Annotated in this window: 19 protein-coding genes and 1 riboswitch; of the genes, 7 read left to right on the top strand and 12 right to left on the bottom strand. The window is 62.8% G+C overall.

Features of this window, described 5'->3' with window-relative positions; all coding sequences use genetic code 11:
* Positions 1-42: 42 nt before the first annotated feature.
* Together FJW08_RS03005 and FJW08_RS03000 are read left to right on the top strand one after the other, a co-directional pair.
* The gene (locus FJW08_RS03005) at positions 43-516 is read left to right on the top strand and encodes a hypothetical protein (RefSeq protein WP_140808720.1); all 474 of its coding nucleotides are present in this window, start codon (positions 43-45) and stop codon (positions 514-516) included.
* A gap of 172 nt (positions 517-688) precedes the next feature.
* Positions 689-1,864 (top strand): GGDEF domain-containing protein, encoded by a 1,176-nt coding sequence (locus FJW08_RS03000; RefSeq protein WP_140808718.1) that lies wholly within the window; start codon positions 689-691, stop codon positions 1,862-1,864.
* On the opposite strand, the gene gcvP is transcribed toward FJW08_RS03000, so the two are convergent.
* From gcvP to gcvT, 3 genes are read right to left on the bottom strand one after another with little or no spacing between them, the layout of a single operon-like run.
* Entirely contained in the window at positions 1,865-4,675 is a 2,811-nt protein-coding gene (gene gcvP, locus FJW08_RS02995) for an aminomethyl-transferring glycine dehydrogenase (RefSeq protein WP_140808716.1), read from the bottom strand.
* 17 nt (positions 4,676-4,692) lie between these two features.
* On the bottom strand, positions 4,693-5,061 hold the full coding sequence (gcvH, locus tag FJW08_RS02990; protein WP_140760607.1) for a glycine cleavage system protein GcvH: 369 nt from the start codon (positions 5,059-5,061) through the stop codon (positions 4,693-4,695).
* 5 nt (positions 5,062-5,066) lie between these two features.
* Entirely contained in the window at positions 5,067-6,167 is a 1,101-nt protein-coding gene (gcvT, locus tag FJW08_RS02985; RefSeq protein ID WP_140808714.1) for a glycine cleavage system aminomethyltransferase GcvT, read from the bottom strand.
* A gap of 149 nt (positions 6,168-6,316) precedes the next feature.
* Positions 6,317-6,403, bottom strand: a riboswitch (glycine riboswitch).
* A 252-nt stretch (positions 6,404-6,655) separates the two neighbouring features.
* Between gcvT and FJW08_RS02980 the strand changes: the two genes are divergently transcribed.
* Positions 6,656-7,657 carry a hypothetical protein gene (locus FJW08_RS02980; protein ID WP_140808712.1) on the top strand — a complete coding sequence of 334 codons (1,002 nt, stop codon included), beginning with the start codon at positions 6,656-6,658 and terminating at the stop codon, positions 7,655-7,657.
* Positions 7,658-7,688: 31 nt separating this feature from the next.
* Here the strand turns inward: FJW08_RS02980 and FJW08_RS02975 are convergent, their stop codons facing one another.
* The 7 genes from FJW08_RS02975 to FJW08_RS02945 all read right to left on the bottom strand — a co-directional run bounded on the left by FJW08_RS02975 (position 7,689) and on the right by FJW08_RS02945 (position 13,410).
* Positions 7,689-8,114, bottom strand: coding sequence for a hypothetical protein (locus FJW08_RS02975; RefSeq protein ID WP_140808710.1), 426 nt, complete (start codon positions 8,112-8,114; stop codon positions 7,689-7,691).
* A 519-nt stretch (positions 8,115-8,633) separates the two neighbouring features.
* Positions 8,634-9,425 (bottom strand): molybdopterin-binding protein, encoded by a 792-nt coding sequence (locus FJW08_RS02970; RefSeq protein WP_140808708.1) that lies wholly within the window; start codon positions 9,423-9,425, stop codon positions 8,634-8,636.
* A 1-nt stretch (position 9,426) separates the two neighbouring features.
* Positions 9,427-10,308: a cytochrome b/b6 domain-containing protein gene (locus FJW08_RS02965; RefSeq protein ID WP_140808707.1), complete on the bottom strand. Its 882-nt coding sequence runs from the start codon at positions 10,306-10,308 to the stop codon at positions 9,427-9,429.
* 97 nt (positions 10,309-10,405) lie between these two features.
* A complete protein-coding gene (locus FJW08_RS02960; protein ID WP_140808705.1) occupies positions 10,406-11,083 on the bottom strand; it encodes a DUF1345 domain-containing protein in 678 nt (225 codons plus the stop codon).
* A gap of 30 nt (positions 11,084-11,113) precedes the next feature.
* On the bottom strand, positions 11,114-11,581 hold the full coding sequence (locus tag FJW08_RS02955; RefSeq protein WP_140808703.1) for a YaiI/YqxD family protein: 468 nt from the start codon (positions 11,579-11,581) through the stop codon (positions 11,114-11,116).
* A 65-nt stretch (positions 11,582-11,646) separates the two neighbouring features.
* Complete coding sequence (gfa, locus tag FJW08_RS02950; RefSeq protein ID WP_140808701.1) at positions 11,647-12,216, bottom strand: S-(hydroxymethyl)glutathione synthase; 570 nt, start codon at positions 12,214-12,216, stop codon at positions 11,647-11,649.
* A gap of 66 nt (positions 12,217-12,282) precedes the next feature.
* Positions 12,283-13,410: an S-(hydroxymethyl)glutathione dehydrogenase/class III alcohol dehydrogenase gene (locus FJW08_RS02945; RefSeq protein ID WP_140808699.1), complete on the bottom strand. Its 1,128-nt coding sequence runs from the start codon at positions 13,408-13,410 to the stop codon at positions 12,283-12,285.
* Between the two features lie 244 nt (positions 13,411-13,654).
* Between FJW08_RS02945 and FJW08_RS02940 the strand changes: the two genes are divergently transcribed.
* The 3 genes from FJW08_RS02940 to FJW08_RS02930 all read left to right on the top strand — a co-directional run bounded on the left by FJW08_RS02940 (position 13,655) and on the right by FJW08_RS02930 (position 20,160).
* A complete protein-coding gene (locus FJW08_RS02940) occupies positions 13,655-15,667 on the top strand; it encodes an acetyl/propionyl/methylcrotonyl-CoA carboxylase subunit alpha (protein WP_140757615.1) in 2,013 nt (670 codons plus the stop codon).
* A 106-nt stretch (positions 15,668-15,773) separates the two neighbouring features.
* Positions 15,774-19,301, top strand: coding sequence for a DNA polymerase III subunit alpha (gene dnaE, locus FJW08_RS02935; protein WP_140808697.1), 3,528 nt, complete (start codon positions 15,774-15,776; stop codon positions 19,299-19,301).
* Positions 19,302-19,356: 55 nt separating this feature from the next.
* Positions 19,357-20,160: a potassium channel family protein gene (locus FJW08_RS02930; RefSeq protein ID WP_140808695.1), complete on the top strand. Its 804-nt coding sequence runs from the start codon at positions 19,357-19,359 to the stop codon at positions 20,158-20,160.
* 9 nt (positions 20,161-20,169) lie between these two features.
* Here FJW08_RS02930 and FJW08_RS02925 read toward each other — a convergent pair whose 3' ends face one another.
* Positions 20,170-21,051: a DMT family transporter gene (locus tag FJW08_RS02925; RefSeq protein ID WP_140808693.1), complete on the bottom strand. Its 882-nt coding sequence runs from the start codon at positions 21,049-21,051 to the stop codon at positions 20,170-20,172.
* Positions 21,052-21,239: 188 nt separating this feature from the next.
* Here FJW08_RS02925 and FJW08_RS02920 point away from each other — a divergent pair, with 188 nt between their 5' ends.
* Entirely contained in the window at positions 21,240-21,746 is a 507-nt protein-coding gene (locus tag FJW08_RS02920) for a hypothetical protein (protein ID WP_140808691.1), read from the top strand.
* Positions 21,747-21,752: 6 nt separating this feature from the next.
* Here the strand turns inward: FJW08_RS02920 and FJW08_RS02915 are convergent, their stop codons facing one another.
* A complete protein-coding gene (locus FJW08_RS02915) occupies positions 21,753-23,081 on the bottom strand; it encodes a DNA polymerase IV (protein WP_140808689.1) in 1,329 nt (442 codons plus the stop codon).
* Between the last annotated feature and the right edge of the window lie 46 nt (positions 23,082-23,127).

The raw sequence follows: 23,127 nt of genomic DNA, 5'->3' as shown, positions 1-23,127 counted from the left end.
TCCCTGAAGAACGACCCGACAAATCGGGCGACGGGGCAGGGCATGCGTCAGATAAAATTTACGGCGGTGGCTACGATGGCAACCGTCCTGATGATCACCGGGTGCACGACGAACACCAACGTCGATACGACCAAGACCACCGCGATCCAGCCGGCGGCCAAGGACGTCGACTCATCCGACCTGGCGGAAGGCAAGGCACAGTTTCGCGATGCCAATTATGGTCTTGCCGAACAGCATTTCCGCAAGGCAGTCGAACTGAAGGCCGACAACGCCGAGGCCTGGATGGGGCTCGCCGCTTCCTATGACGAACTCGGCCGCTTCGACTTCGCCGACCGCGCCTATGGCCAGCTTTTGAAAGTCGCCGGCCGCAAACCGCGGATCGTCAACAATATGGGCTATTCGCAATTGTTGCGCGGCAACAAGAAGAAAGCCAGGGCGCTGCTGCTCGAGGCGAAAGCCGGCATGGCCGATCCCACGGTCGTCGACGCCAACCTCGCCCTGCTGAACAAGGGCTGATGCCGTTTGATCCTCGGCCGGCCAGGGGTGCGGTTTCGGGACAGGTGGCATCGACGCTTTGTAAACCCTATCCGCAGGTTGGGCGGACAGATCGCCTGAAAACCATGTCCGAGGGCTGCCGCCGACCTAGAATGCGGCGCAACCGCCGACGCTCGAGAGGCACCCGCCCGATATGCTGGATTTCAGTTCGCTCCTGCTCGCAGCCGCGCTGTCGGGCATCTGTCTCAGCGCCACCATGTTCGCGATCTGGGCCACCGCGCCGCGGGCCGGATTCGTGCTGACCGTGGCATGCGGCATTCTCGTGCTCGTCGCGCATGTGATCCTGTTCTGGCGCTACACCAGGGAGCCCGATCCGCTGCTTTGCCAGATCGCGCTGGCGCTGCTCAGCCTGGGTTTTCTGATCATCTGCATTTCGGCCATGCAATATCTCGGTGTGCCGGACCACAGGCGTGCGATTGCGCCGACATTTGCCGCCATAGCTGTCTGTGCGGCCGTGACCTTCATGGGCCTTGACGGCATCGGTTTCGTGATCACCTACGCGACGGTTACCGCGCTGCTCTCGACGATCGGGGCCATGTTCTGGATCAATGGCAGTCACGATCGCCGCATCCTGCTGGTGGTGTCGTTCCTGAGCGGCACTTGTGCGCTGTCGTTTGCCCTTTGCGGCGTGGTTCTGATGGCCAAAGGGCAGTGGACGCTCGGCGTCGCGCCCGACAATTGGGCCGAGCGCCTCAACTCGGTCGTTGCGGTGGCCTGTATGACCGGCCTCGGCGCGTTGACGCTTTCGCTCCATCATCTGCAGGCGCAGATCGAGCTCAAGGCTGAAACCATGACCGATCCGTTGACCGGACTGATGAACCGTCGGGGTCTGACGTCGCTTTATGGCGAGCGCACCTTCAGCCCGTTCATGGCGATCGTCATGTTCGATCTCGATCACTTCAAGCGGACGAACGACATCTATGGACACCCGGTCGGGGATCAGGTCCTGTGCCGCTTCGCCGCCGTCATCAGGAAATATGCCAGGACCGGGGTCGACGCCTTTCGTTTGGGCGGCGAGGAGTTCGCAATCGTCATGTCGCGCATGACGGACGAGCGGGCCTATGATCTTGCCAGCAAGATCGGCGTTGCTTTCGGCACGGAAGTCGTGCCCACCCCGCTCGGTCCCTTGCGCAGCACGGTCAGCGGCGGGATCGGCTTCGGCGAAGCCGACGGCAGCACCCTCGACGAGGTGCTGGCCAGGGCCGACACCATGCTCTATGCCGCCAAGCGCGCGGGGCGAAATTGCGTGATCAGCCGCAATAGGATGGGCAAGGCCGAACCGATCAAGCGGGCCTTGCGCTCTGCGTAGCTATTCGGCAGCACCCAGATAGTCCGACAGCGGCGGGCAGGAGCAGACCAGGTTGCGGTCTCCCGCGACATTGTCGATGCGCGATACCGGCGGCCAGTACTTTGCCGCTGTGTCGGCGTCGCCGGCGGGATAGGCCGCTTCGAGGCGCGAGTAAGGGTGGGTCCATTGACCGGCCAGCGCCTCGGCTGATGTATGAGGCGCGTTGACCAGCGGATTGTCGGCCAAAGGCCATTCGCCTCTGGCCACTTTCGCTGCTTCGCCGGCAATGGCGATCATCGCCTCGCAAAACCGGTCCAACTCGCGCTTGGGCTCGGACTCGGTCGGTTCGACCATCAGCGTGCCGGCGACCGGGAACGACATGGTCGGCGCGTGGAAACCATAGTCGATCAGGCGCTTGGCGATGTCCTCGACACCGATGCCGGCGCTCTCCTTGAGCACGCGGGTATCGAGGATACATTCATGGGCAACACGATCGCTCCTGCCCTTGTAAAGCAGCGGGAAGTGCGGGGCGAGCCGCGTCGCCACGTAGTTGGCGGACACGATCGCCGTCTCGGTCGCCTGCTTCAGGCCGGAAGCGCCCATCATACGGATGTACATCCAGGTGATCGGCAGGATGGAGGCGCTGCCGAAGGGCGCGGCGGCCACGGCATGCGCCGAGCCTTCGCTGACATGGCCGGGCAAATAGGGCTTCAGATGCGCCTTGACGCCGATCGGACCGACGCCCGGTCCGCCGCCGCCATGCGGGATGCAGAAGGTCTTGTGCAGGTTCATGTGGCAGACGTCGGCGCCGATGTCCCCGGGACGGGCAAGCCCAACCAGGGCGTTGAGGTTGGCGCCGTCGAAATAGACCTGTCCGCCATGCTCATGGATGAGCGCGCAGAGGTGGCGCGCGCCTTCCTCGTAGACGCCATGCGTGGAGGGGTATGTGAACATCAGCGCCGCGAGATTCCTGGAATGCTCGTTGGCCTTGGCGCGCATATCGTCCATGTCGATGTTGCCGTCTTCCAGGCAGCGCACGACCACAACGCTCATGCCGGCCATCGCGGCACTCGCCGGATTGGTGCCATGCGCGGAGGAGGGGATCAGGCAGACGGTGCGATGGCCTTCACCGCGCGAGCGATGATAGGCGCGAATGGCGAGCAGCCCGGCATATTCGCCCTGGCTGCCGGCATTGGGCTGCAAGGTCACGGCGTCGAAGCCGGTGATCTCCGACAGCCAGCCTTCCAGTTCGCCGATCATGGCGCGGTAGCCGGCCGAATGCGCTGCGGGCGCGAAGGGATGCAAATTGGCGATTTCCGGCCAGCTCACCGGCATCATTTCCGCCGCGGCGTTGAGCTTCATGGTGCAGGAGCCCAGCGGGATCATGGCGCGGTCGAGCGCCAGGTCCTTGTCGGCCAGCCGGCGCAGGAAGCGCATCATCTCGGTCTCCGACTTGTTCTCGTGGAAGACCGGCTGGGTCAAAAACTCCTTGCCGCGCGGCTTGCCGGGCACCGTGCTGTCGGCGGCAGAAGCAGCCTTGGCGTCGAACAGGGCCGCGATCGCCTCGAGATCGGCATCGGTCGACGTCTCGTCGAAACTGATCCCGACATGGTCGGCGTCGAGCACACGCAGCAGCCTGCCGGTCTTTTCGGCGGCGGCCGCGATCCGGGTGGCCTTGCCTTTGACCTCCACCGTCACCGTGTCGAAACGGCTGGAGCCGAGCACCGATACACCCGCCCCCTCGAGGCCGCTCGCCAGGCGGTTGGCCAGTGCATGGACGCGCCCGGCGATCGCCTGCAGGCCAACCGGGCCATGCCAGATGGCGTAGGCGGTGGCCATATTGGCAAGCAGCGCCTGCGCCGTGCAGATGTTGGACGTTGCCTTGTCGCGGCGGATATGCTGCTCGCGTGTCTGCAAGGCGAGGCGGTAGCCGGGACGGCCCATGCTGTCGGTCGACTGACCGACCAGGCGGCCGGGCATCAGCCGCGTCAGTCTGTCGGCGACGGCGCAATAGGCGGCGTGCGGGCCGCCAAAGCCCATCGGTACGCCAAAGCGCTGCATCGGGCCGACGGCAATGTCGGCGCCGAGTTTCGCCGGCGCGTCGGTCAGCGTCAGGCCAAGCGGGTCGGCGATGAAGACGACAAGGGCGCCGGTGGCGCGCGCTTTTTCGATCGCCGCCTTGTGGTCGCCATAGACGCCAAAAGTATCCGGCCAGGAGACGAGCAGGGCGGCGGTGTTGTCGTCGATCGCCTCGCCGTCGATCTCGATGCCGAGTGGCTCGGCGCGGGTACGCACCACGTCCAGCGTCTGCGGGTGCGGCGTGCCGGCGAGCGCCACCTTCGTGCGCTTGTCGCGGTGGTGGCGAAGCGCAATGCCGACCGCTTCGGCGACCGCGGTTGCCTCGTCGAGCAATGAAGCCGATGCCACCGGCAGGCCGGTCAGTTCCGTGACCAGCGTCTGGAAGTTGAACAGCATTTCGAGCCGGCCCTGGCTGATCTCGGCCTGGTAAGGTGTGTAAGCGGTGTACCAGGCTGGATTCTCGAACAGATTGCGCTGGATGACCGGCGGCACGTGGACGCCGTGGTAACCGGCGCCGATAAAACTCTTCAGCACGGTATTCCTTGCCATGATCGTCGACAATTCGGCGAGCGCTTCGGCTTCGCTGGCCGGCGCGGGCAGGGCCAGCGGCTGGTCCAGGCGGATCGATCTCGGCACGGCCTGACTGATCAGCGTCTCGACCGAGGGAACACCGAGGACGGCGAGCATGGCTCTGACGTCGGCAAGGCCGGGGCCGATGTGACGGGCCGAGAAGGGGTAAGGTGCAGCGGTCATGTCAATGCGTCCTGATATCAGCCAATATGGGCTTTGTAGGCGGCCTCATCCATGAGGCTGGCGAGTTGGCTTTCGTCGGCGAGCTTCATCTTCCATAGCCAGCCGGCGCCGGTTGCCGCCGAGTTGACCAGCGAAGGGTCGGATGACAGCGTGCCATTGGCCTCGGTGATCTCGCCGTCGACCGGCGCGTAAACGTCGGAGGCCGCCTTGACGGACTCGACCACGACGGCGGTATCGCCCTTGGCGAGCTTCTTTCCCGTTTCTGGCAGTTCCACGAAGACGAGGTCACCGAGTTGCTCCTGCGCGTAGTTGGTGATGCCGACGGTGGCGACGCCGCCCTCGACGCTGAGCCATTCGTGATCGGCGGTGAAATAGATCTTTGCCATGGGGTCTATCCTTTGCGGTAGCGATGAGGGGTGAAGGGCAGGGAACTGATATCGACGGGGATCTTCGTGCCGCGCACGTCGGCGAAAACCCGTGTTCCGGGCTTGGCCAGCGGGGTGGCGACATAGCCCATGGCGACCGGATGACCGGCCGAGGGGCCGAAGCCGCCCGATGTGACATGGCCGGCAGGGTTGCCGTCGGCATCGAAAAGGGTTGCGCCCGCTCGTACCGGCTGGCGGCCATCGGCCTTCAACCCGACGCGCTTTTGCGCCGGGCCCCGCTCCACGGCGGCGCGCAACGCGTCGGCGCCGATGAAGGTGCCGGAAGCACGGATCTCTTTCGGGATTGCCCACATTAGCGCCGCCGCGGCCGGGTCGATCTCCGGCGAAATGTCCTGACCATGCAGGCAGAGGCCGGCTTCGAGCCGCAGGCTGTCGCGCGCGGCGAGCCCGATCCACAGTACGCGCTCGTCCGAGAGCAGTTTGGCGACGAGTTCTCTTGCATCGGCTTCCGGCAGGCCGATCTCGAAACCGTCCTCGCCGGTGTAGCCGGACCGGCTCATGAACCAGCTTTTTCGCGGCTCGATGCCATGCATGAACAGCAGCGAGCCCGTCTCGAGGCCGGCGCGGGAAAGTGCCGCCCAGGCTTCCGGACCCTGGATCGCCAGGAAGACGCGGTCGAGAGGCTCGACCTTCAAATCGAAATCGGCTGCCAGCGCGCGCAGATGCTTTTCGTCGGCGACGGCATTGCCGGCGTTGGCGACCACCATGAACCTCGTATCGCCGAGCCGGGTGACGATCAGGTCATCCAGAATGCCGCCCGCCTCATTGAGGAAGAAGGTCAGCTTGGATTGCGAGATTTCGAGCGCGCCGGCATCCAAAGGGCAGGCGCGATCGAGCAGCGCGACGGCATCCGGCCCGCTGACCTCGAACAGCTTCATGTGCGAGATGTCGAACAGGCCCGCATGTTCGCGGGTGTGAAGATGCTCCTTCATGACGCCGGCCGGATAGGTCAGCGGCATAGACCAGCCTGCAAAGGCGCCGAAGCGCGCTCCGGCCGCAGTGTGGATATCTTCGAGAGGAAGGTGTCTATCGTCGTCGCCCGTCATGTCGTCTCCAGAGTCGCACGCAATCGGTCGCTGATGGCGACCAGTCCGTGCCCCTCTGTCTGAAGCCTGAGAGACTCGCGCAGCCGGAACTCTGTCAGCGGCGCTTACACCTTCGGCGCGGGGGCAAGCCCCGACTTTCCAGAGTGTCTTTCCCGTCTACGGTTCTTTTGCCTGAGAGATTTCGGGCGATTTCCCCTTCGGCGGCAGCTCTCGCTGCTCTCTCCCGCAAACAGGTAGGACTCAAACCGTGAGCCCTCGACGCGCCATCCATAGCCCGTCGGCGACACCTTGTCACCTCCCAGCGACATCTAAGCGCGTCGCGCTTTAGATCTTTGTGTTGATGCATGTCGTTCTCCCAAAACCGCTGCACACTTTTGGGCGACATGCATTGGCTGACAAGTCTTCGCTAACCACGCCATTTGGCAGTTTTTCAAGATACTCCTGATATAGCAGGCCGATGTGAGGCGTTGGGCGGAGGGGGACGGCGGATGGGCGAGTTGATCATGAGTGCGCCGGTGGCGGGGCTGACTTCGAAGAACCGCATCGCTTCAGAGGATGTGGCGATGCTGCGCCGCGACGTGTTCGCCGACGGCGTGGTGACCCGGGGCGAAGCCGAGGCCTTGTTCGCGCTCGACCAGACGGCGCGGGACAAGTGCGCGGACTGGGCACCGTTCTTCGTCGAGGCGGTCACCGACTACATCGTCCGCCAGGAAAGGCCGGAAGGCTACATTTCACAGGAAAATGCCGACTGGCTGGTCCGCACGATTTCGCGCGACGGCATGGTCGACAGCCGGACCGAACTCGAATTGCTGGTCCATGTGCTGGAAGAGGCGAAATCCTCCCCGAGCCGGCTTTGCGTCTACGCGCTGGAGCAGGTCGCCAATGCGGTCGTCGACGGCAAGGGACCGCTGATGCTCGGCGGTGCGCTGGTGCCCGGATTGATCGCCAAGGCAGAAGTCGAGCTTCTGCGCCGTATCCTCCATGCCCATGGCGGCGACGGCAACATCGCCATCACCCGGGCCGAGGCCGAGGTGCTGTTCAGGATCAACGAGCGGACAGCCCAGGCCAACAACGATCCGTCCTGGAACGACCTGTTCGTCAAGGCGATCGCCAATTTCGTCATGTGCTCGGCCGGTTACGAGGCGCCTACCCGCGACGTGGCGCTGCGCCAGGAAACCTTCCTCGAACACGCCGATCCGGAAATCGGCGGTTTCTACAGCCGCATGGTCTCCGGCGGCCTTACCGGCATCATCGAGGCCTATCGCTCTCCGGACGACATTGAGGCCGAGTGGGAAGCCAAGAACAGGGCGGCCGAGGCCTTGGCCCGCCGCGCCGAGACGATCGATGCCGGCGAAGCCAAATGGCTGATCCAACATATCGGCGCGGACCGGCCGTTGTACGAGAACGAACGCGCGCTGCTGACATTGATCAAGCATGCCTCGCCGGAGATTCATCCGGCGCTGAAGCCTTTGCTCGACAAGGTTGCTTAAGAAGTTTGAACGCCTGGCATGAGTTGGCCGGTCAAAAGCCACGCCACCAGACAGCTAGAAAAACACCAAACGATAAAATGGCTACACTGCCGAATAGGCGTTCTGTTGGTATAGGTTTTTCGCCGCGCCGGACTTCCGGAGACAACATGGTTCCGATGAAGAACAAACAGAGTGCGCAGAATGGGCCGTGACCGGTTCCAAAAAACGCTTCCAATGGAGTTCCATAGAAGTCCCCCATTTTGTCATGGGCCAGGGATATGAATCCTTTCTCGATATCAGGCGATCGTGGTCTTCCAAAACTCTCGAAAATTACGCCGATAATGCAACTGAAGAAAAAACAAGAAATCGCGAGCGCAAAGAATATTGTGGACATAGCTCTCTGGGCATTCGTCCACCAAACGCGCGAAGACGGCTCGATGTCTTGCAGGCTGGCGGATCTTGGCTGAGGCTTTCGCACCTAATTTCCTTGGCTCGACAAGAGGGATTTTACCCCAACCTGTCAGACGACGGAGCACAGAAAACCGGGTGAAATCGAGATTATCGCCGACCTTGCTAGCGCACAGTTAGCTACCAACGTGGCGAACTGCGACCTCGCAAGTGTTCCTTGAAGGGCGCGATGGCGGCGAAACCGGCGATCACTCGGATCACTCTACGATGTGCCGCTGTCACGGTGATCGATGATGCTGACCAGCCGGACCAGTTCCGATTGACGGCGCACGCCGGTTCGGCTGTATGCCGCCTTGAGATGATGCGGACCGTGTTCATCGAGATGTTGGACCGGCCGGCATAGGCTTGCAATCCTCGTTGGCGGCCAATGGATTTACGCCGGCTTCTGAGCTGGCGGGGGGCTTCATCTCGTCATTGAGCATCGGGTTTGCGAAAACCGCCAAACGGTTTTCCATCCGGTGCCCTGGCCAGGCGTAACTAATCGGCTCGTGGCCCCCCATGGGCCGATCATCGTTTTGCCGTGCGCGGTTCAAATCCCGCCATACCAGTCGTAGCCATTGTCTTCCCAATAGCCGCCGCGGCCGCCGCCGACATTGGCGAAGCCGTCGACCAGTTCGATCTTGTAGAGATATTTCGGCATCTTGTAGCCGAGCTGGCGCTCGACGCGGACACGCAGCGGCGCGCCGTTCTCGACCGGCAGCGGTTTGCCGTTCACGCCATAGGCAAGGATGGTCTGGGGGTGGCGGGCATCGATCAGGTCGATGGTGCCGTAATATTTGATGTCGCCGGACAGGCTGCGGTCGATCGTGTCGAGGCAGTGGAACATGACATAGCGCGCCTGCGGCTTGACCACCGCCTGGTCGAGCACCAGCGCCAGCGGCGTACCTGTCCATTTGGCGATGCAGCTCCAGCCTTCGACGCAATCGTGGCGGGTGATCTGGGTACGGCTCGGCATGTTCATGAGCTGCTCGCGGGTGAGCGACAACGGCTTTTCGACGAGGCCTGACACCTCCAGACGCCAATCGGCGAAGTTGTTGGTGAGCAGGGCTTTGTATGTGTCGTCATCCGGCGCGGTGACTCCGTTTGGCCGCATAGGCTGACGGATATCGGCCTCGGTGAATTCCGGCGCCAGCGAATTGCCGCCGCCGAGCAACCGTTGTGCCTTGTGGGTCAGGCCATTGGCGTTTTCGAGGAAACTGCGCAAGCCGCCACCGATGCCGAGGCCGCTATCGAAGGCATCGCAGCCCGACAGCATGATGCCGGAAGCGCCGAGGCTGGCGGCGGTGAGGAATTTTCGGCGGCTGATCTCAAATTTCGCCATGTCAGACACTCCTCTCGGACGTTTTGGAGTCATGCACGGGAGGATCGGTGCGGTACCAGCCGGTGATGATCGAGCGCAGTTCGTTGATCGGGCCGGCGGCAAGGATCATCAGGATGTGGACGACGAAGAAGGCGACCAGCAGAACCATGACGCTGAAATGGATGGTGCGTGCGGTCTGCCGGCCGCCGAGCAGATCGTTGAGAAACGGCAGCACCGAATCCATGCTCGGCGACATGGCGAGACCAGTGATGATCATCAGCGGCAAGAGCACGAACAGCACGCCGCCATAAGCCATTTTCTGCAGCGTGTTGTACTCGCGCGTGTGATGGAATTTGAGCCTGGCGTGGTTGGCGATGTCCTGTGGCAAGCGCTTGAGATCATCCAGGCGCGGCGCCAGATCGCGGCGGATGTGGCCGTTGATCAGGCTGGCGACCAGCCAGACGACCAAGGTCGTCGTCAGTATCCAGGCAAAGAAGAAATGGATGACGCGGGCGGTACCGAGGTCATAGTAGGAGGGGATCGTCGCCCAGGATGGGAAACCGCGCGCTGTCTCGTTACCAGCTGGGCCCGACCAGCCGAGAACGCCGGTCGTGTCGAAACGGTGCCCGAAGATTTCGGTATAACCGCGCGGCCCGGCATTCGTATTCTCGGCGCCTATGGCGAAAATGGTGTTGTTGTAGCCGAAGCCGGATTGCTTGCCGATGTAGAGCTGCGGCCGGGCATTGAAGATCTGCAGGCCGGAAAGAAGCATGAAAAACAACGAGATGGCCCAGAGCCAGTGTGTCAGCCGCGTCCAGCGCGACTGGCGATAGATCAATGTTTTCTCTTTTGAAGCGGGGACACCCGGTTCAATTTCGGATTGGCTTCTGGCAACCGATTCCATCTTGTCTGGTCTCCCGGCCTTGCGGCTTGGCCTGCGCGTTCATTGTCCTCCTGATACGTCGCGATCCAAACCGATGTTTCATCCGATCACGGATTTATTACGAACCACCCAGGCTGACGGCGAGATTGACGGCCGCGGCGACGATGACCGTGTTGAAGAAGAACGACAGGACCGAGTGCACAAGCACGACACGACGCATGTGCGTCGTCGAGATGTTGGTGTCGGCGGTCTGCGCCGTCATGCCGATGACGGTCGAGAAGTAGAGGAAATCCCAGCCCTCGGGGCGTTTGTCGCCCGGGAACAGCAGGCCACCGACCGGGATCTTCTTGTTGGTGTCGGTGTCGACCGCGTCGCCGTCCATCCAGTAGACATGGGCATAATGGAGCGCCGCCATGGCATGGATTGTGAACCAGCCGAGCGGGATCGACAGCAGTGCGAAGCCGAGTTCGATCGGGTGACCTCCGTCCTTCCGATTGATCAGCAGGAACAGGGAGATAACGGCAACGCCGACGACAACGAGCGTCACAGCGAAGATGACCAGCACCGGCTGATCGGTGGCGCGTGCATTCTTGCTGAGATATTTGCCGGTGAGTTTGGGCATCTGGCTGACGACAAGAATGACGTAAGCGGCGAAAAATGCGTTGGCGCCGATCGAGTAGGCGAGCGGGGCGTGCAGCAGCAACGCCACGAGCAGCGCAAACGCACCGATACAAGCCGAGACTGCGAACAGCATATGGCGCTGCATCGGATTCTTAACCGGGGTTTCGGCGGCCATGGCGGTCTCCACCTGGATGGCGCTTTGTTGTTAGCTTGGTGTGGCGGATTTCAGCGCCCGCCGCAAGATACGGTCGAGTTCGCCGAGGAAACGCGAGCGGTCCTGCGGCGCAAAACTGGCGTTGTAGCCCTTGCTTTCGCCGGTTTCGCGTAGATGCTTCTTGAGGTCCCGCATCGCCACCGCCATGCCGATCGTCTCGGGTGTGAAGGGCCGCCCGGTCGGTCCCAGCACATGCGCGCCGAGCGCCACCGTGCGGGCGGCAAGCGGAATGTCCGCCGTCACCACGATGTCGTTGGACTTGGCGTTCTCGACGATCCAGTCGTCAGCGGCATCGGCGCCCTTGGAGACCACGACATTGCGGATCATCGGGTCGCGGGAAGGGCGCAGGCCGCCATTGGAGACGTAGGTTACGACAATGCCATGGCGCTCGGCGACCTTTTCTACCTCGGCCTTCACCGGGCAGGCGTCGGCGTCGACGTAGATGGCGGGTGCGGGCATTGTTTCTCCAGAAAACGCGCAGGGGCCGGAAACATGTCCGGCCCCTGCCTGAAATCTCATAGCGGTCAGGCCGGCAAAGCGCCGGACTTCTTGGCCGTCCAGGTGGCGATGTAGTCCATCAGGCCCGGGTTGAGGCAATCGTAAGGCTCCAGGCCGATTGTCCTCAGCCTGCCGCGAATGCCGTCCATCCGGCTCGGGTCGACACCCGATTCGATGATCGACGAGACAAAGGCGGTGAAGCCCGGAGGCGACCAGCCGTCTTCCTCGAAGCGCTCAGGGTGGATGAAGGACAGGCCCTTGAACGGATGGTCGCGCTCGACCGGTCCGTGCATGTGGACGCCGCATTGGGTGCAGGCATGACGCTGGATCAGCGCTGACGGGTCGACCACCTTCAGCTTGTCGCCGTTCTCGGTGACGGTGACATCGCCGGTACCGGCAACCGCTACCACAGAGAATATAGCGCCTTCGGGCTTCCAGCATTTGGTGCAGCCGCAGGCGTGGTTGTGGGCGATCTGGCCCTTGACCCTCACCTTGACCGGGTTGCTGGTACAGGCGCAGACCAACGTGCCGCCGGCAAAGCTTGCGCTTTCCCTGGGCAGGCCATTGTCGATTTTCGGATGCAGTTTCTCCGCCATTCTTACTTCCTCCCATGTTTCACCACAGAGGTCGCTGGCCGGTTGGCTGGCGGCGTGTGGCCGTCTTCAGTAAAGCACGACACTCCGGATCGACTTGCCCTCATGCATGAGGTCGAATCCCCTGTTGATGTCCTCGAGCTTCAGCGTGTGGGTGATCATCGGGTCGATCTGGATCTTGCCGTCCATGTACCAGTCGACGATCTTCGGCACGTCTGTGCGACCGCGTGCGCCGCCGAAGGCGGTGCCCATCCAACTGCGGCCGGTGACCAACTGGAAAGGCCGTGTCGAAATCTCCTGGCCGGCGCCGGCGACGCCGATGACGACCGACTTGCCCCAGCCGCGATGCGAAGCCTCCAGCGCCTGGCGCATCACCTTGGTATTGCCGGTGCAGTCGAACGTGTAGTCGGCGCCGCCGATCTGGTCGGCACCGCGCTTGGTCATGTTGACGAGGTGGGGGACGATGTCGCCCTCGATCTCCTTCGGATTGACGAAATGTGTCATTCCGAAGCGCTCGCCCCATTCCTTCTTGTCGTTGTTCAAATCGACGCCGATGATCATGTCGGCGCCGGCAAGCTTCAGGCCCTGGATGACGTTGAGGCCAATGCCGCCGAGGCCGAAGACCACTGATGTAGCACCTTGCTCGACCTTGGCGGTGTTGATGACGGCGCCGATGCCGGTGGTGACGCCGCAGCCGATGTAGCAGATCTTGTCGAAGGGGGCGTCGGGATTGACCTTCGCGACCGCGATCTCGGGCAGCACGGTGAAATTGGAGAAGGTCGAGCAGCCCATGTAATGGAAGATCCTGTCCTTGCCGATCGAAAAGCGCGACGAGCCGTCCGGCATCAGGCCTTGGCCTTGCGTGGCACGGATGGCGGTGCACAAATTGGTCTTTCTGGACAGGCAGGACGGGCACTGCCGGCATTCCGGCGTATAGAGCGGAATGACGTGGTCACCCTTCTTGACCGAGGTGACGCCCTTGCCGACATCGACGACGACGCCGGCGCCTTCATGGCCGAGAATGGCCGGGAAGATGCCTTCGGGATCGGCGCCCGACAGCGTGAATTCATCGGTGTGGCAGATGCCGGTCGCCTTGATCTCGACCAGTACCTCGCCATCGCGCGGTCCCTCGAGGTCGACCTCCATGATCTCCAGCGGCTTTCCGGCTCCAACAGCTACAGCGGCGCGGGTTTTCATCGGGCAATTCCTCCAGAGGCGATTTTTGTAGCCAAGTTTTCAGGTTTTGGGCTGCTCATCAACTGTCAGATGAGACGAAATGTCGGCTTTGGTGACGCAGATAGCACACCATTCGATAGCCGGCCCGGCAGCGGGCGCGATGGTGCGTCGGTAGCGGCGACTTTCATGGCGCCATGCCGGTACTTGAGACATGGCGACATAGTCCATAGAACTGAACTGTCTGCCGGAGGGGAATTCTGCCCGCATGTTCACCAAGATCCTGATCGCCAACCGTGGCGAGATCGCCTGCCGCGTCATCAGGACGGCGCGCAAGATGGGCATTGCCACGGTCGCCGTCTATTCCGACGCCGATCGCGATGCCGTGCATGTCGAAATGGCCGACGAGGCGGTGCATATCGGGCCATCACCCGCCGCGCAGAGTTATCTCGTTCCTGAAAAGATCATCGCCGCCTGCAAGGCGACCGGCGCCCAGGCCGTGCATCCGGGCTATGGCTTCCTGTCCGAGCGAGCCACGTTCTGCGAAGCGCTGGAAGCGGAAGGCATCGTCTTCATCGGGCCGAAGCCCAAGGCGATCAAGGCGATGGGCGACAAGATCGAATCGAAGAAATTCGCCAACGCGGCTGAGGTTTCGACGGTTCCGGGCTGGCTTGGCGTCATCGAAAATGCCGACCATGCCGAAAAGATAGCCGGCGAAATCGGCTATCCCGTGATGATCAAGGCCTCGGCCGGCGGCGGCGGAAAAGGCATGCGCATTGCCTGGGACAGGTCGGAAGTGCGCGACGGTTTTGACCGGGCCCGCTCCGAGGCCAAGAGTTCGTTCGGCGACGACCGCGTCTTCATCGAAAAATTCGTCGTCGACCCACGTCACATCGAGATCCAGGTGCTGGCCGACGCGCATGGCAACGCGCTCTATCTCGGCGAACGCGAATGCTCGATCCAGCGCCGCAACCAGAAGGTGGCGGAAGAGGCGCCGTCGCCATTCCTCGATGCCAAGACGCGCAAGGCGATGGGCGAGCAGTCGGTGGCGCTGGCCAGGGCCGTCGACTACCAGAGCGCCGGCACCGTCGAATTCATCGTCGACAAGGACAAGAACTTCTATTTCCTTGAAATGAATACACGATTGCAGGTCGAACATCCGGTGACTGAGCTCGTCACAGGTATCGATCTGGTCGAGCAGATGATCCGCGTCGCCGCCGGCGAGAAACTCGCCATCAGGCAGAGCGACGTGAAGCTGAACGGCTGGGCGGTGGAAAGCCGGCTCTACGCCGAGGATCCCTATCGGAATTTCCTGCCGTCGATCGGCCGGCTGACGCGCTATCGGCCGCCGGAGGAAGGACAGTTCGGCGACATCGTCATCCGCAATGATACCGGCGTCACCGAAGGCTCGGAAATTTCGATGTTCTACGATCCGATGCTCGCCAAGCTATGCACCTGGGCACCGACGCGGCTCGAGGCGATAGACGCTATGTCGGAATCGCTCGACAGCTTTGTCGTCGACGGCATCGAGCACAACATCCCGTTCCTGGCGGCGCTGATGCAGCATCCGCGCTGGCGGGAAGGGGCGATATCGACCGGCTTCATCGCGGAGGAATATCCGGACGGTTTTGCCCCCGTCGTGCCGAACAGCGAGGAAAGAGCCGTGCTGGCATCGATCGTCACGGCGGTGGAACTGCTGCGCCGCGACCGCCTCGACCGGCTGGGCGGACGGCTGGCGCCGCATTCGGGAGCGCTCAAGCGCGATTGGGTGGTGAAGATCGGCGAAGACTATCTGCCGGCTTCGATCCTCGAAGGCATGATTTCGATCCCGATGGAAATCGACCTGTCCATCGATGGCGGCAAGGCGCTGACCGTTTCGTCCGATTGGCGGCCGGGTGACCTGATCTGGCGCGGCACGGTCGGCAAGCGCAGGGTTGCGGCCCAGATCCGGCCTGTCGCCAATGGCCTTCGCATCGCCTGGAAGGGCATGTCGGTGACCGCGCGCGCCATGCTGCCGCGCACCGCCGAATTGGAAAGGCTGATGCCGGAGAAAGTGGCACCGGACACATCGAAACTGCTGCTCTGCCCGATGCCCGGCCTCGTCGTGTCGATCGCTGTCGCCGAAGGCCAGGAGGTCAAGTTCGGCGAGACTTTGGCCGTGGTCGAGGCGATGAAGATGGAAAACGTGCTGCGCGCCGATCGCGATCTCGTCGTGGCGAAACTCAACGCCAAACCGGGCGACAGCCTGGCCGTGGACGCGATAATCATGGAGTTTGCGTGAGCGGGCTGGATCCCTGTGGTCAGTAGTCGTTTGTGCTGGACTGGTATCGCCCGGTCCGGACAATACATTTCCATCGACTCAAAGACCTTCGGCAGCGCGAGAAACCATGGCGGATGACAGACTTCCACGCGATCCCCTGAAGCGCGAAGCAGCAATTGCGGCCGCGCGGCCGGAGGTGCCGGCGCGGTCGTTCGTCCATCTTCGCGTGCATTCGGCCTATTCGCTGCTCGAGGGCGCGCTGCAACTCGGCAAGATCGTTGACCACGCGGTGAAAGACGAAGCGCCGGCCATCGCCGTCACCGACACCAACAATCTGTTTGGCGCCTTGGAGTTCGCCCAGAAGGCGGTGAAGGAAGGCATCCAGCCGATCATCGGCTGCCAGATCGCGCTCGCCTTCTCCGGCGAAAACAGCGACGGCCAGCGTGATCGCCGTCGGCAAGGTCCCGATATGCGGCCGGTCGTGCTGATCGCGGCCACCGAAGCCGGCTATTCCAATCTCGTCCGGCTGGTCAGCCGCGTGTACCTCGAAACACCGCCCGGTGAAGCGGTACACCTGACCACCGAAATGATGAACGGCCAATGTGACGGCCTGATTTGTCTCAGTGGCGGGCCGCGCGGCCCGATCGGCATAGCCCTGAAGGAAGATCGGCGCGATCTTGCCGAGGCGCGCCTAGTCACTCTCAAGACGATGTTCGGCGACCGCCTCTATGTCGAATTGGACCGGGTCTCGGGCTACGATCGCATGATCGAGAAATCCTCGATCGATCTCGCCTATTCCCATGAATTGCCGCTGGTTGCCACCAACGAGGCCTTCTTCTCTTCGCGCGACGAATATGAGGCGCATGATGCGTTGATCGCCATCGCCGAGGGTTCGGTCGTCGCCGTCGATACCCGCCGCCGGCTGTCGCCGGACAATTTCCTGCGTAGCCAGGCCGATATGGCGAAATTGTTCGCCGACCTGCCGGAAGCGATCGACAACACGATCGAGATTGCGCTGCGCTGCTCCTACTATCCGAAAACCCGCAGCCCGATCCTGCCACGGTTCACGGGCGGCGATGCCTCCGACAAGGACGCGGCCGAAAAGGCCGAGGCCGAGGAACTGGCGCGCCAGGCGCGCGAGGGGCTTAACGCACGGCTCGCCTTGCACGGACCGACACCGGGCTACACGGTCGAGCAATATCGTGAGCGGCTCGAATTCGAGCTTGGCATCATCGAGAAGATGAAATTCCCCGGCTACTTCCTGATCGTTGCCGACTTCATCAAATGGGCCAAGGCGCAAGGCATTCCGGTCGGGCCGGGGCGTGGTTCGGGCGCCGGTTCGCTTGTCGCCTATTCCACCACCATCACCGACATCGATCCGCTGCGCTTCTCGCTGCTGTTCGAGCGCTTTCTCAATCCGGACCGCGTGTCGATGCCCGACTTCGACATCGACTTCTGCCAGGATCGCCGCGAGGAAGTGATCCGCTACGTCCAGCAGAAATACGGCCGCGACCAGGTAGGCCAGATCATCACCTTCGGTACGCTGCAGGCGCGCGCCGTGCTGCGCGACGTCGGCCGCGTGCTGCAGATGCCCTATGGCCAGGTCGACAAGCTCTCAAAAATGGTGCCGCAGAACCCGGCCAATCCGGTCAAGCTCGCCGACGCCATCGCCAACGAGCCGCGCTTTGCCGAGGAGGCCGAGAAGGAACCGATCGTCCAGACGCTGCTCGACATGGCGCAGAAGCTGGAGGGCCTCTACCGCCATGCCTCGACGCACGCCGCCGGCATCGTCATTGGCGACCGACCCTTGTCGGAACTGGTGCCGATGTACCGCGATCCGCGCTCCGACATGCCTGTCACCCAGTTCAACATGAAATATGTCGAGCAGGCCGGGCTGGTGAAGTTCGACTTCCTCGGCCTGAAGACGCTGACGGTGCTGGAGACGGCGGTGAAGCTGATCCGTCGCCGCGGCATCGACATCGATCTCGCGACGATTCCGCTCGACGATCCCGATACCTATGCGATGCTGTCGCGCGGCGAGGTGGTCGGCGTGTTCCAGGTGGAAAGTGCCGGCATGCGCAAGGCGCTGATCGGCATGCGGCCCGACTGCATCGAGGACATCATCGCGCTGGTTGCCCTCTACCGGCCGGGACCGATGGAAAACATCCCGACCTACAACGCCAGAAAACATGGCGAGGAGGAGATGGCCTCGATTCATCCCAAGATCGATCATCTGGTGAAGGAGACGCAAGGCGTCATCGTCTACCAGGAACAGGTGATGCAGATCGCGCAGGAGTTGTCCGGCTATTCGCTCGGCGAAGCCGACCTTCTGCGCCGCGCCATGGGCAAGAAGATCCGCGCCGAGATGGACAAGCAGCGTGAACGCTTCGTCACGGGCGCTGTCGAGCGCGGCGTCGCAAAACCGCAAGCCGACTTCATTTTCGACCTCCTGGCCAAGTTCGCCGACTATGGTTTCAACAAGTCGCACGCCGCCGCCTACGCCGTCGTCTCGTACCAGACCGCCTATCTCAAGGCGCATTATCCGGTCGAATTCCTGGCGGCGTCGATGACGCTCGACATGGGCAACACCGACAAGCTGGCCGACTTCCGCCAGGATGCGCTGCGCCTCGGCATCGAAGTCCTGGCGCCGTCGGTGATGACGAGTTTCCGTGCCTTCGAGGTCGGCGAGAACCGCATCTATTACTCGATGGCCGCGCTCAAGGGCGTCGGCGATGCCGCAGTGGAGCACATCGTCGCCGTTCGTGGCGAAAAGCCGTTCAAGAGTCTGGCCGATTTCTGCGAAAGGGTCGACCCGAAGATCGTCGGCAAGCGGGTATTCGAAAGCCTGATCATGGCTGGCGCGCTCGACTGCTTCGGTCACGATCGCGCCCAGATGTTGGCTGGCGTCGAACGGATGATGGGGCTGGCGTCGCTCGCCCAGCAGAACGCCGTTTCGGGCCAGGCCGACATCTTCGGCGCCTCGCTTGGCGCACAGTCGCAGGCGCTCAATCTGCCGGCGACCGATCCGTGGCTCGCTGCCGACCGGTTGCATCGCGAATTCCAGGTCGTCGGCTTCTATCTCTCGGCGCATCCGCTCGACGAGTACAAGGCGGCGCTGCAGAAGATGCGGGTTCAGAACTGGGCGGAGTTCTCGGCCGCCGTCAAGCGCGGCGCTTCCGCCGGCCGACTTGCCGGCACCGTTACCAGCAAGCAGGAGCGCAAGACACGCACCGGCAACAAGATGGGCGTGGTGGCCTTTTCCGACACCTCCGGCCAGTACGAGGCCGTGTTGTTTTCAGAAGGATTGGCGCAGTACCGCGATCTCCTCGAAGCGGGCCGCTCCGTTGTCATCACAGTCGCGGCGGAGGACAGGCCCGAGGGCGTCAACCTGCGCATCAACTCCGTGCAATCGCTGGAGGACGAGGCAAGCCGCATTCAGAAGGCCCTGCGCATTTTCGTCAGGAACGATGGGCCTGCCTCGATGATCCAATCCCAGCTTACCCAGCGCGGTGAAAGCCAGGTGAGCATCATCGTGATCAAGGAAGAGGCGCAGGGCGAGGTCGAGATTGCCCTGAATGGCGGCTACCGCGTCTCGCCGCAGATCGCCTCGGCAATGCGCGCCGTGCCGGGCGTGGTCGAAGTGGAACTGGTGTGATCCGCGCGCTTGCCAGGCGGCTGCCCGCGGGCCGTCACCTGCTGCTCATGCCGGCATGAAGGCCAAGGGGAAGCGCGCATCGCAGGACCTTTCCGCGGCGGCGCGGCTACGCGACATGCTGCGCAGGCTCTACCATGGCCGCTCGCCGGGCGCGTTCTGGTTCCAACTGGTGGCTGTCATCATCGACCTCGCCATCATCGCCTTTTTCATCGCCACGCCGGTCATCCAGCAGTCGGCCTCGTTTCTGTGGCTGGACTATGCGGTGGCGGCTCTCGTCGCCGCCGATCTGATTGCCAGGCTGCTGGCCTCCAACGACATGTTGCGCCTGATGAAGCAGCCTACCTTCTGGGTGGATGCCTTCATCCTTCTGACGCTGCTGATGCCGACGGCGCTCGCAAGTCTCGGCTTTCTGCGCATCCTGCGGCTGTGGTCGCTGTCGCGCAGCGGTTCGATCTGGCGGCATTTCGAAATGCGCGGGCTGCGACCCTGGCGCGAGGCAAGCCACGCGGTCATCAACCTGTTGACCTTTCTCTTTGTCATCACCGGCTTCGTTTATACGTTCTTTTTCCGCAACGGATCCGGACTGGAAAACTACGTCGACGCGCTTTACTTCACCGTCGCCACCGTGACGACGACGGGCTTCGGCGACATCGTGCTGCCGGGCATCGCCGGCAAGCTGACGGCGATCGTCACCATGATCATCGGCATATCGCTGTTCGTCAGGCTGGCGCAGGCGATCTTTCGGCCGGCCAAGGTGTTCTTTCCCTGTCCGCAATGCGGGCTGCGGCGGCACGAGCCGGACGCCGTGCACTGCAAGGCCTGCGGCCATGTGCTCAACATTCCAGACGAAGGGAACTGACCGGCAGTGCTATGACGCCGCGACCTCGGCCGGCTTTACGGTTTTGCGCTGCAAGTTGAGCAGATTGCCTGTCAGGATCAGCAATGCGCCGCCGGCGGTGAAGGCGTCGATCTGCTCCTGATAGAGCAGCCAGCCGATCAATGCCGACAGCGGCACGCGCAGGAAATCCATCGGCGAGATCACGGTCGCGTCGGCATAGGCCAGGGCGCGGGCGAGGCAGAAATGCGACGACATGCCGGTGAAACCGATCAGGACGATCCACGGCCACAGTGCAAGCGAGGGGTTGCGCCATTCGTAAAGGGCCGGAATAAGGCCGACCACTGACTGAATGACCAGCATCCAGAAGATGATCCGCACGACGCTGTCCGTGCGCGTCAGCGACTTGACCAGCACCAGCGAGACGCCGAAACAGACCGCCGCGCCCAGCACGACCAGATGGCCCACATCCGCCGAGCCGACGCCTGGACGCACGATGACGACCACGCCGATCAGCCCGAGCACGATCGCCGCGAGCCGCGGCCGGCTCAGTCTTTCGCCGAGAAACGTGACCGCCAGGATCGCCGTCCAGATCGGCGTGGTGAATTCGATCGAGATCAGCACCGCCAGCGGAATGAGCGTCAACGCGTAGAGCCAGGCAGCCTGGCCGCTATAGTGGACGACATTGCGCACGATATGGGCCAGCGGCCGCTGCGTGCGCATCGCGGCAAGCCCGCCTGTCGCCATCACCAGCGGCAGCAAGATGAAGAACCCGATGATCGAACGCAATTCCAGCACCTGGAAGACGTTGAGTTCGGCCGTCGTGGCGCGGCCGGCGACCGACATCGCCAGGAACGACGTGATCGACAGCGCCATCCAGAACGCGGCCTTGGGGATCGAAGGGGTGGGTGCCATTCAGCTATGTCGCAGGCCGTGGTTGCCGGAGCAATCGCTAGTCCATGTATTCTTCTGGGCCAGTCGCGGCGAAGGCTTTGAGAACAGTCGTGCTGCGAGTGAGCGGAACCTGATACGGCCGCGGGCGTTGAGCCTCTTATTGTCCGTGCCGGGCAAACGCGCATTCCCATCTCGACAAGGAGAGTTTCATGAGACTATTCGCGCAAGTCGCGCTGGCTGGCTGCCTGGTGATTGCCGCGGGCGCTGCTCATGCCGACGAGACCAAATTTCTCCAGTCGTTCAACGGCAATTTCGCTGGCAAGGGCACTGTCCAGGTAACCACGGATGTGCCGAACGTCAGTGTCTCTTGCAGCTTCAAGTCGAACGCGACCTCAGCCTCGCTGTCGCTCGACGGCAACTGCCGCGGCCTGATCCTGGTGACACGCGCCATCAGCGCTCGTCTGAAGGTCAGCGGCGGCAAATACAGCGGCGTCTATGTGGGATCGCGCACCGGACCGGCGCAGCTGAACGGACGCCGTTCCGGCAATGCGATAAACCTCGCCATCCGCTGGGCCAAGGAGGTCAACGGCGACCTCGCCGCGCAGCTTACCGTACAGAAAAACGGGGCCGACGGCATTGTTTTGACCGTGGTCGACCGTGATCCCAAGACTGGCAAAAACGTGGTGACCAGCCGCATCGATCTTCGACGCAGCTGATCGGGCTCAATCTTCGAGCGGCTCCGGCGGATGGGCATCGCGGCCCTTGCCGAAGGTGTAGCCGGTTTGCACAGCCTTGCGCCCGAACTTGTCGCGCAATGCATCGATGGCGCCTTCGGCCATGGCGCGCTTGCGCGACTGGACATCGACCAGATCCGGTGGATCGGCCTTGTCGTCGTCGGAGAGATCGCTGACGCCGATGCCGAGCAGCCGAAATTTCGTTCCGTCAGTCTCCTTGCGAAGGAGTTCCACACCGGTCGAAAAGATACGGTCGGCGAGCCGGGTCGGGTCGCCGAGCTGGCGGTTGCGCGTGCGCAGCTTGAAGTCCTGGGTTTTCAGCTTCAGCACCACGGTGCGCCCGGCGATGCCCGACTTCTTCAGCCGTGCCGAGACTTTTTCCGACAGCCCCCTCAGTACCGAGACCAGCTCTTCCAGCGAGGCGATGTCGGTGTCGAAAGTGGTTTCGGCCGATACGCTCTTGGCGTCCTGGTCGGGGTCGACGCGGCGGACATCCTCGCCGCGCGAAAGGCGGTAGAGCCGTTCGCCCATCACCCCATAGCGGCGCATCAAGTCGCCACGCTCCATTTTCTGAAGCTGGCCGATGGTGCGGATGCCATCCTGTTCGAGCGTGGCGTTGAACGCCTTGCCGACCCCCCAGATCATTGTCACCGGTTGCGCCGCCAGGAAGCCGACCGCCTCGGCCTCGCCAATGACGGAAAAGCCGCGCGGCTTGCGGAAGTCGGACGCGATCTTGGCGAGAAACTTGCAATAGGACAGACCTGATGAAACGGTGATGCCGATCTCCTTCTCCACCGCCAGCGCGAAGCGCGCCAGCACCACCGCCGGGGGCAGGCCGTGCAGCCGTTCGGTGCCGGCGAGATCGAGGAAGGCCTCATCGATCGACAGCGGCTCGACCAGCGGTGTCAACGCCTGCATCATGGCGCGCACCTCGCGGCCGACGGCCACGTATTTTTCCATGTTGGGCGCGATCACGACCGCCTCGGGGCAGGCCTCGAGCGCCTTGAACATCGGCATGGCGGAACGCACGCCGCGAATGCGCGCGATATAGCAGGCGGTGGAGACGACGCCGCGCTTGCCGCCGCCGATGATCAACGGCTTGTCCTTGAGCGCCGGGTTGTCGCGCTTTTCGATCGCCGCATAGAAGGCATCGCAATCGATGTGGGCCAGATGCAGCCGGTAAAGCTCGGGATGACGGGCAAGTCGAGGGCTGCCGCAGCGTTCGCAGCGGCGCGATTCACCGCGCTGAAACGTCAGGCAGTCACGACAAAAACCGTGATCGGGATTGTTGACAGGAGCCGCCATCGCTGCGAACATAAAGAGAACAGAAGCAATGGTACGACAGCGCAAGGCCAGCGACAAG

This window comes from Mesorhizobium sp. B3-2-1, from assembly GCF_006439515.1.
Taxonomy (GTDB): Bacteria; Pseudomonadota; Alphaproteobacteria; order Rhizobiales; family Rhizobiaceae; genus Mesorhizobium.
The sequence above is the reverse complement of the archived record's forward strand: the minus strand, read 5'-3'. Positions and strand labels throughout refer to the sequence as shown.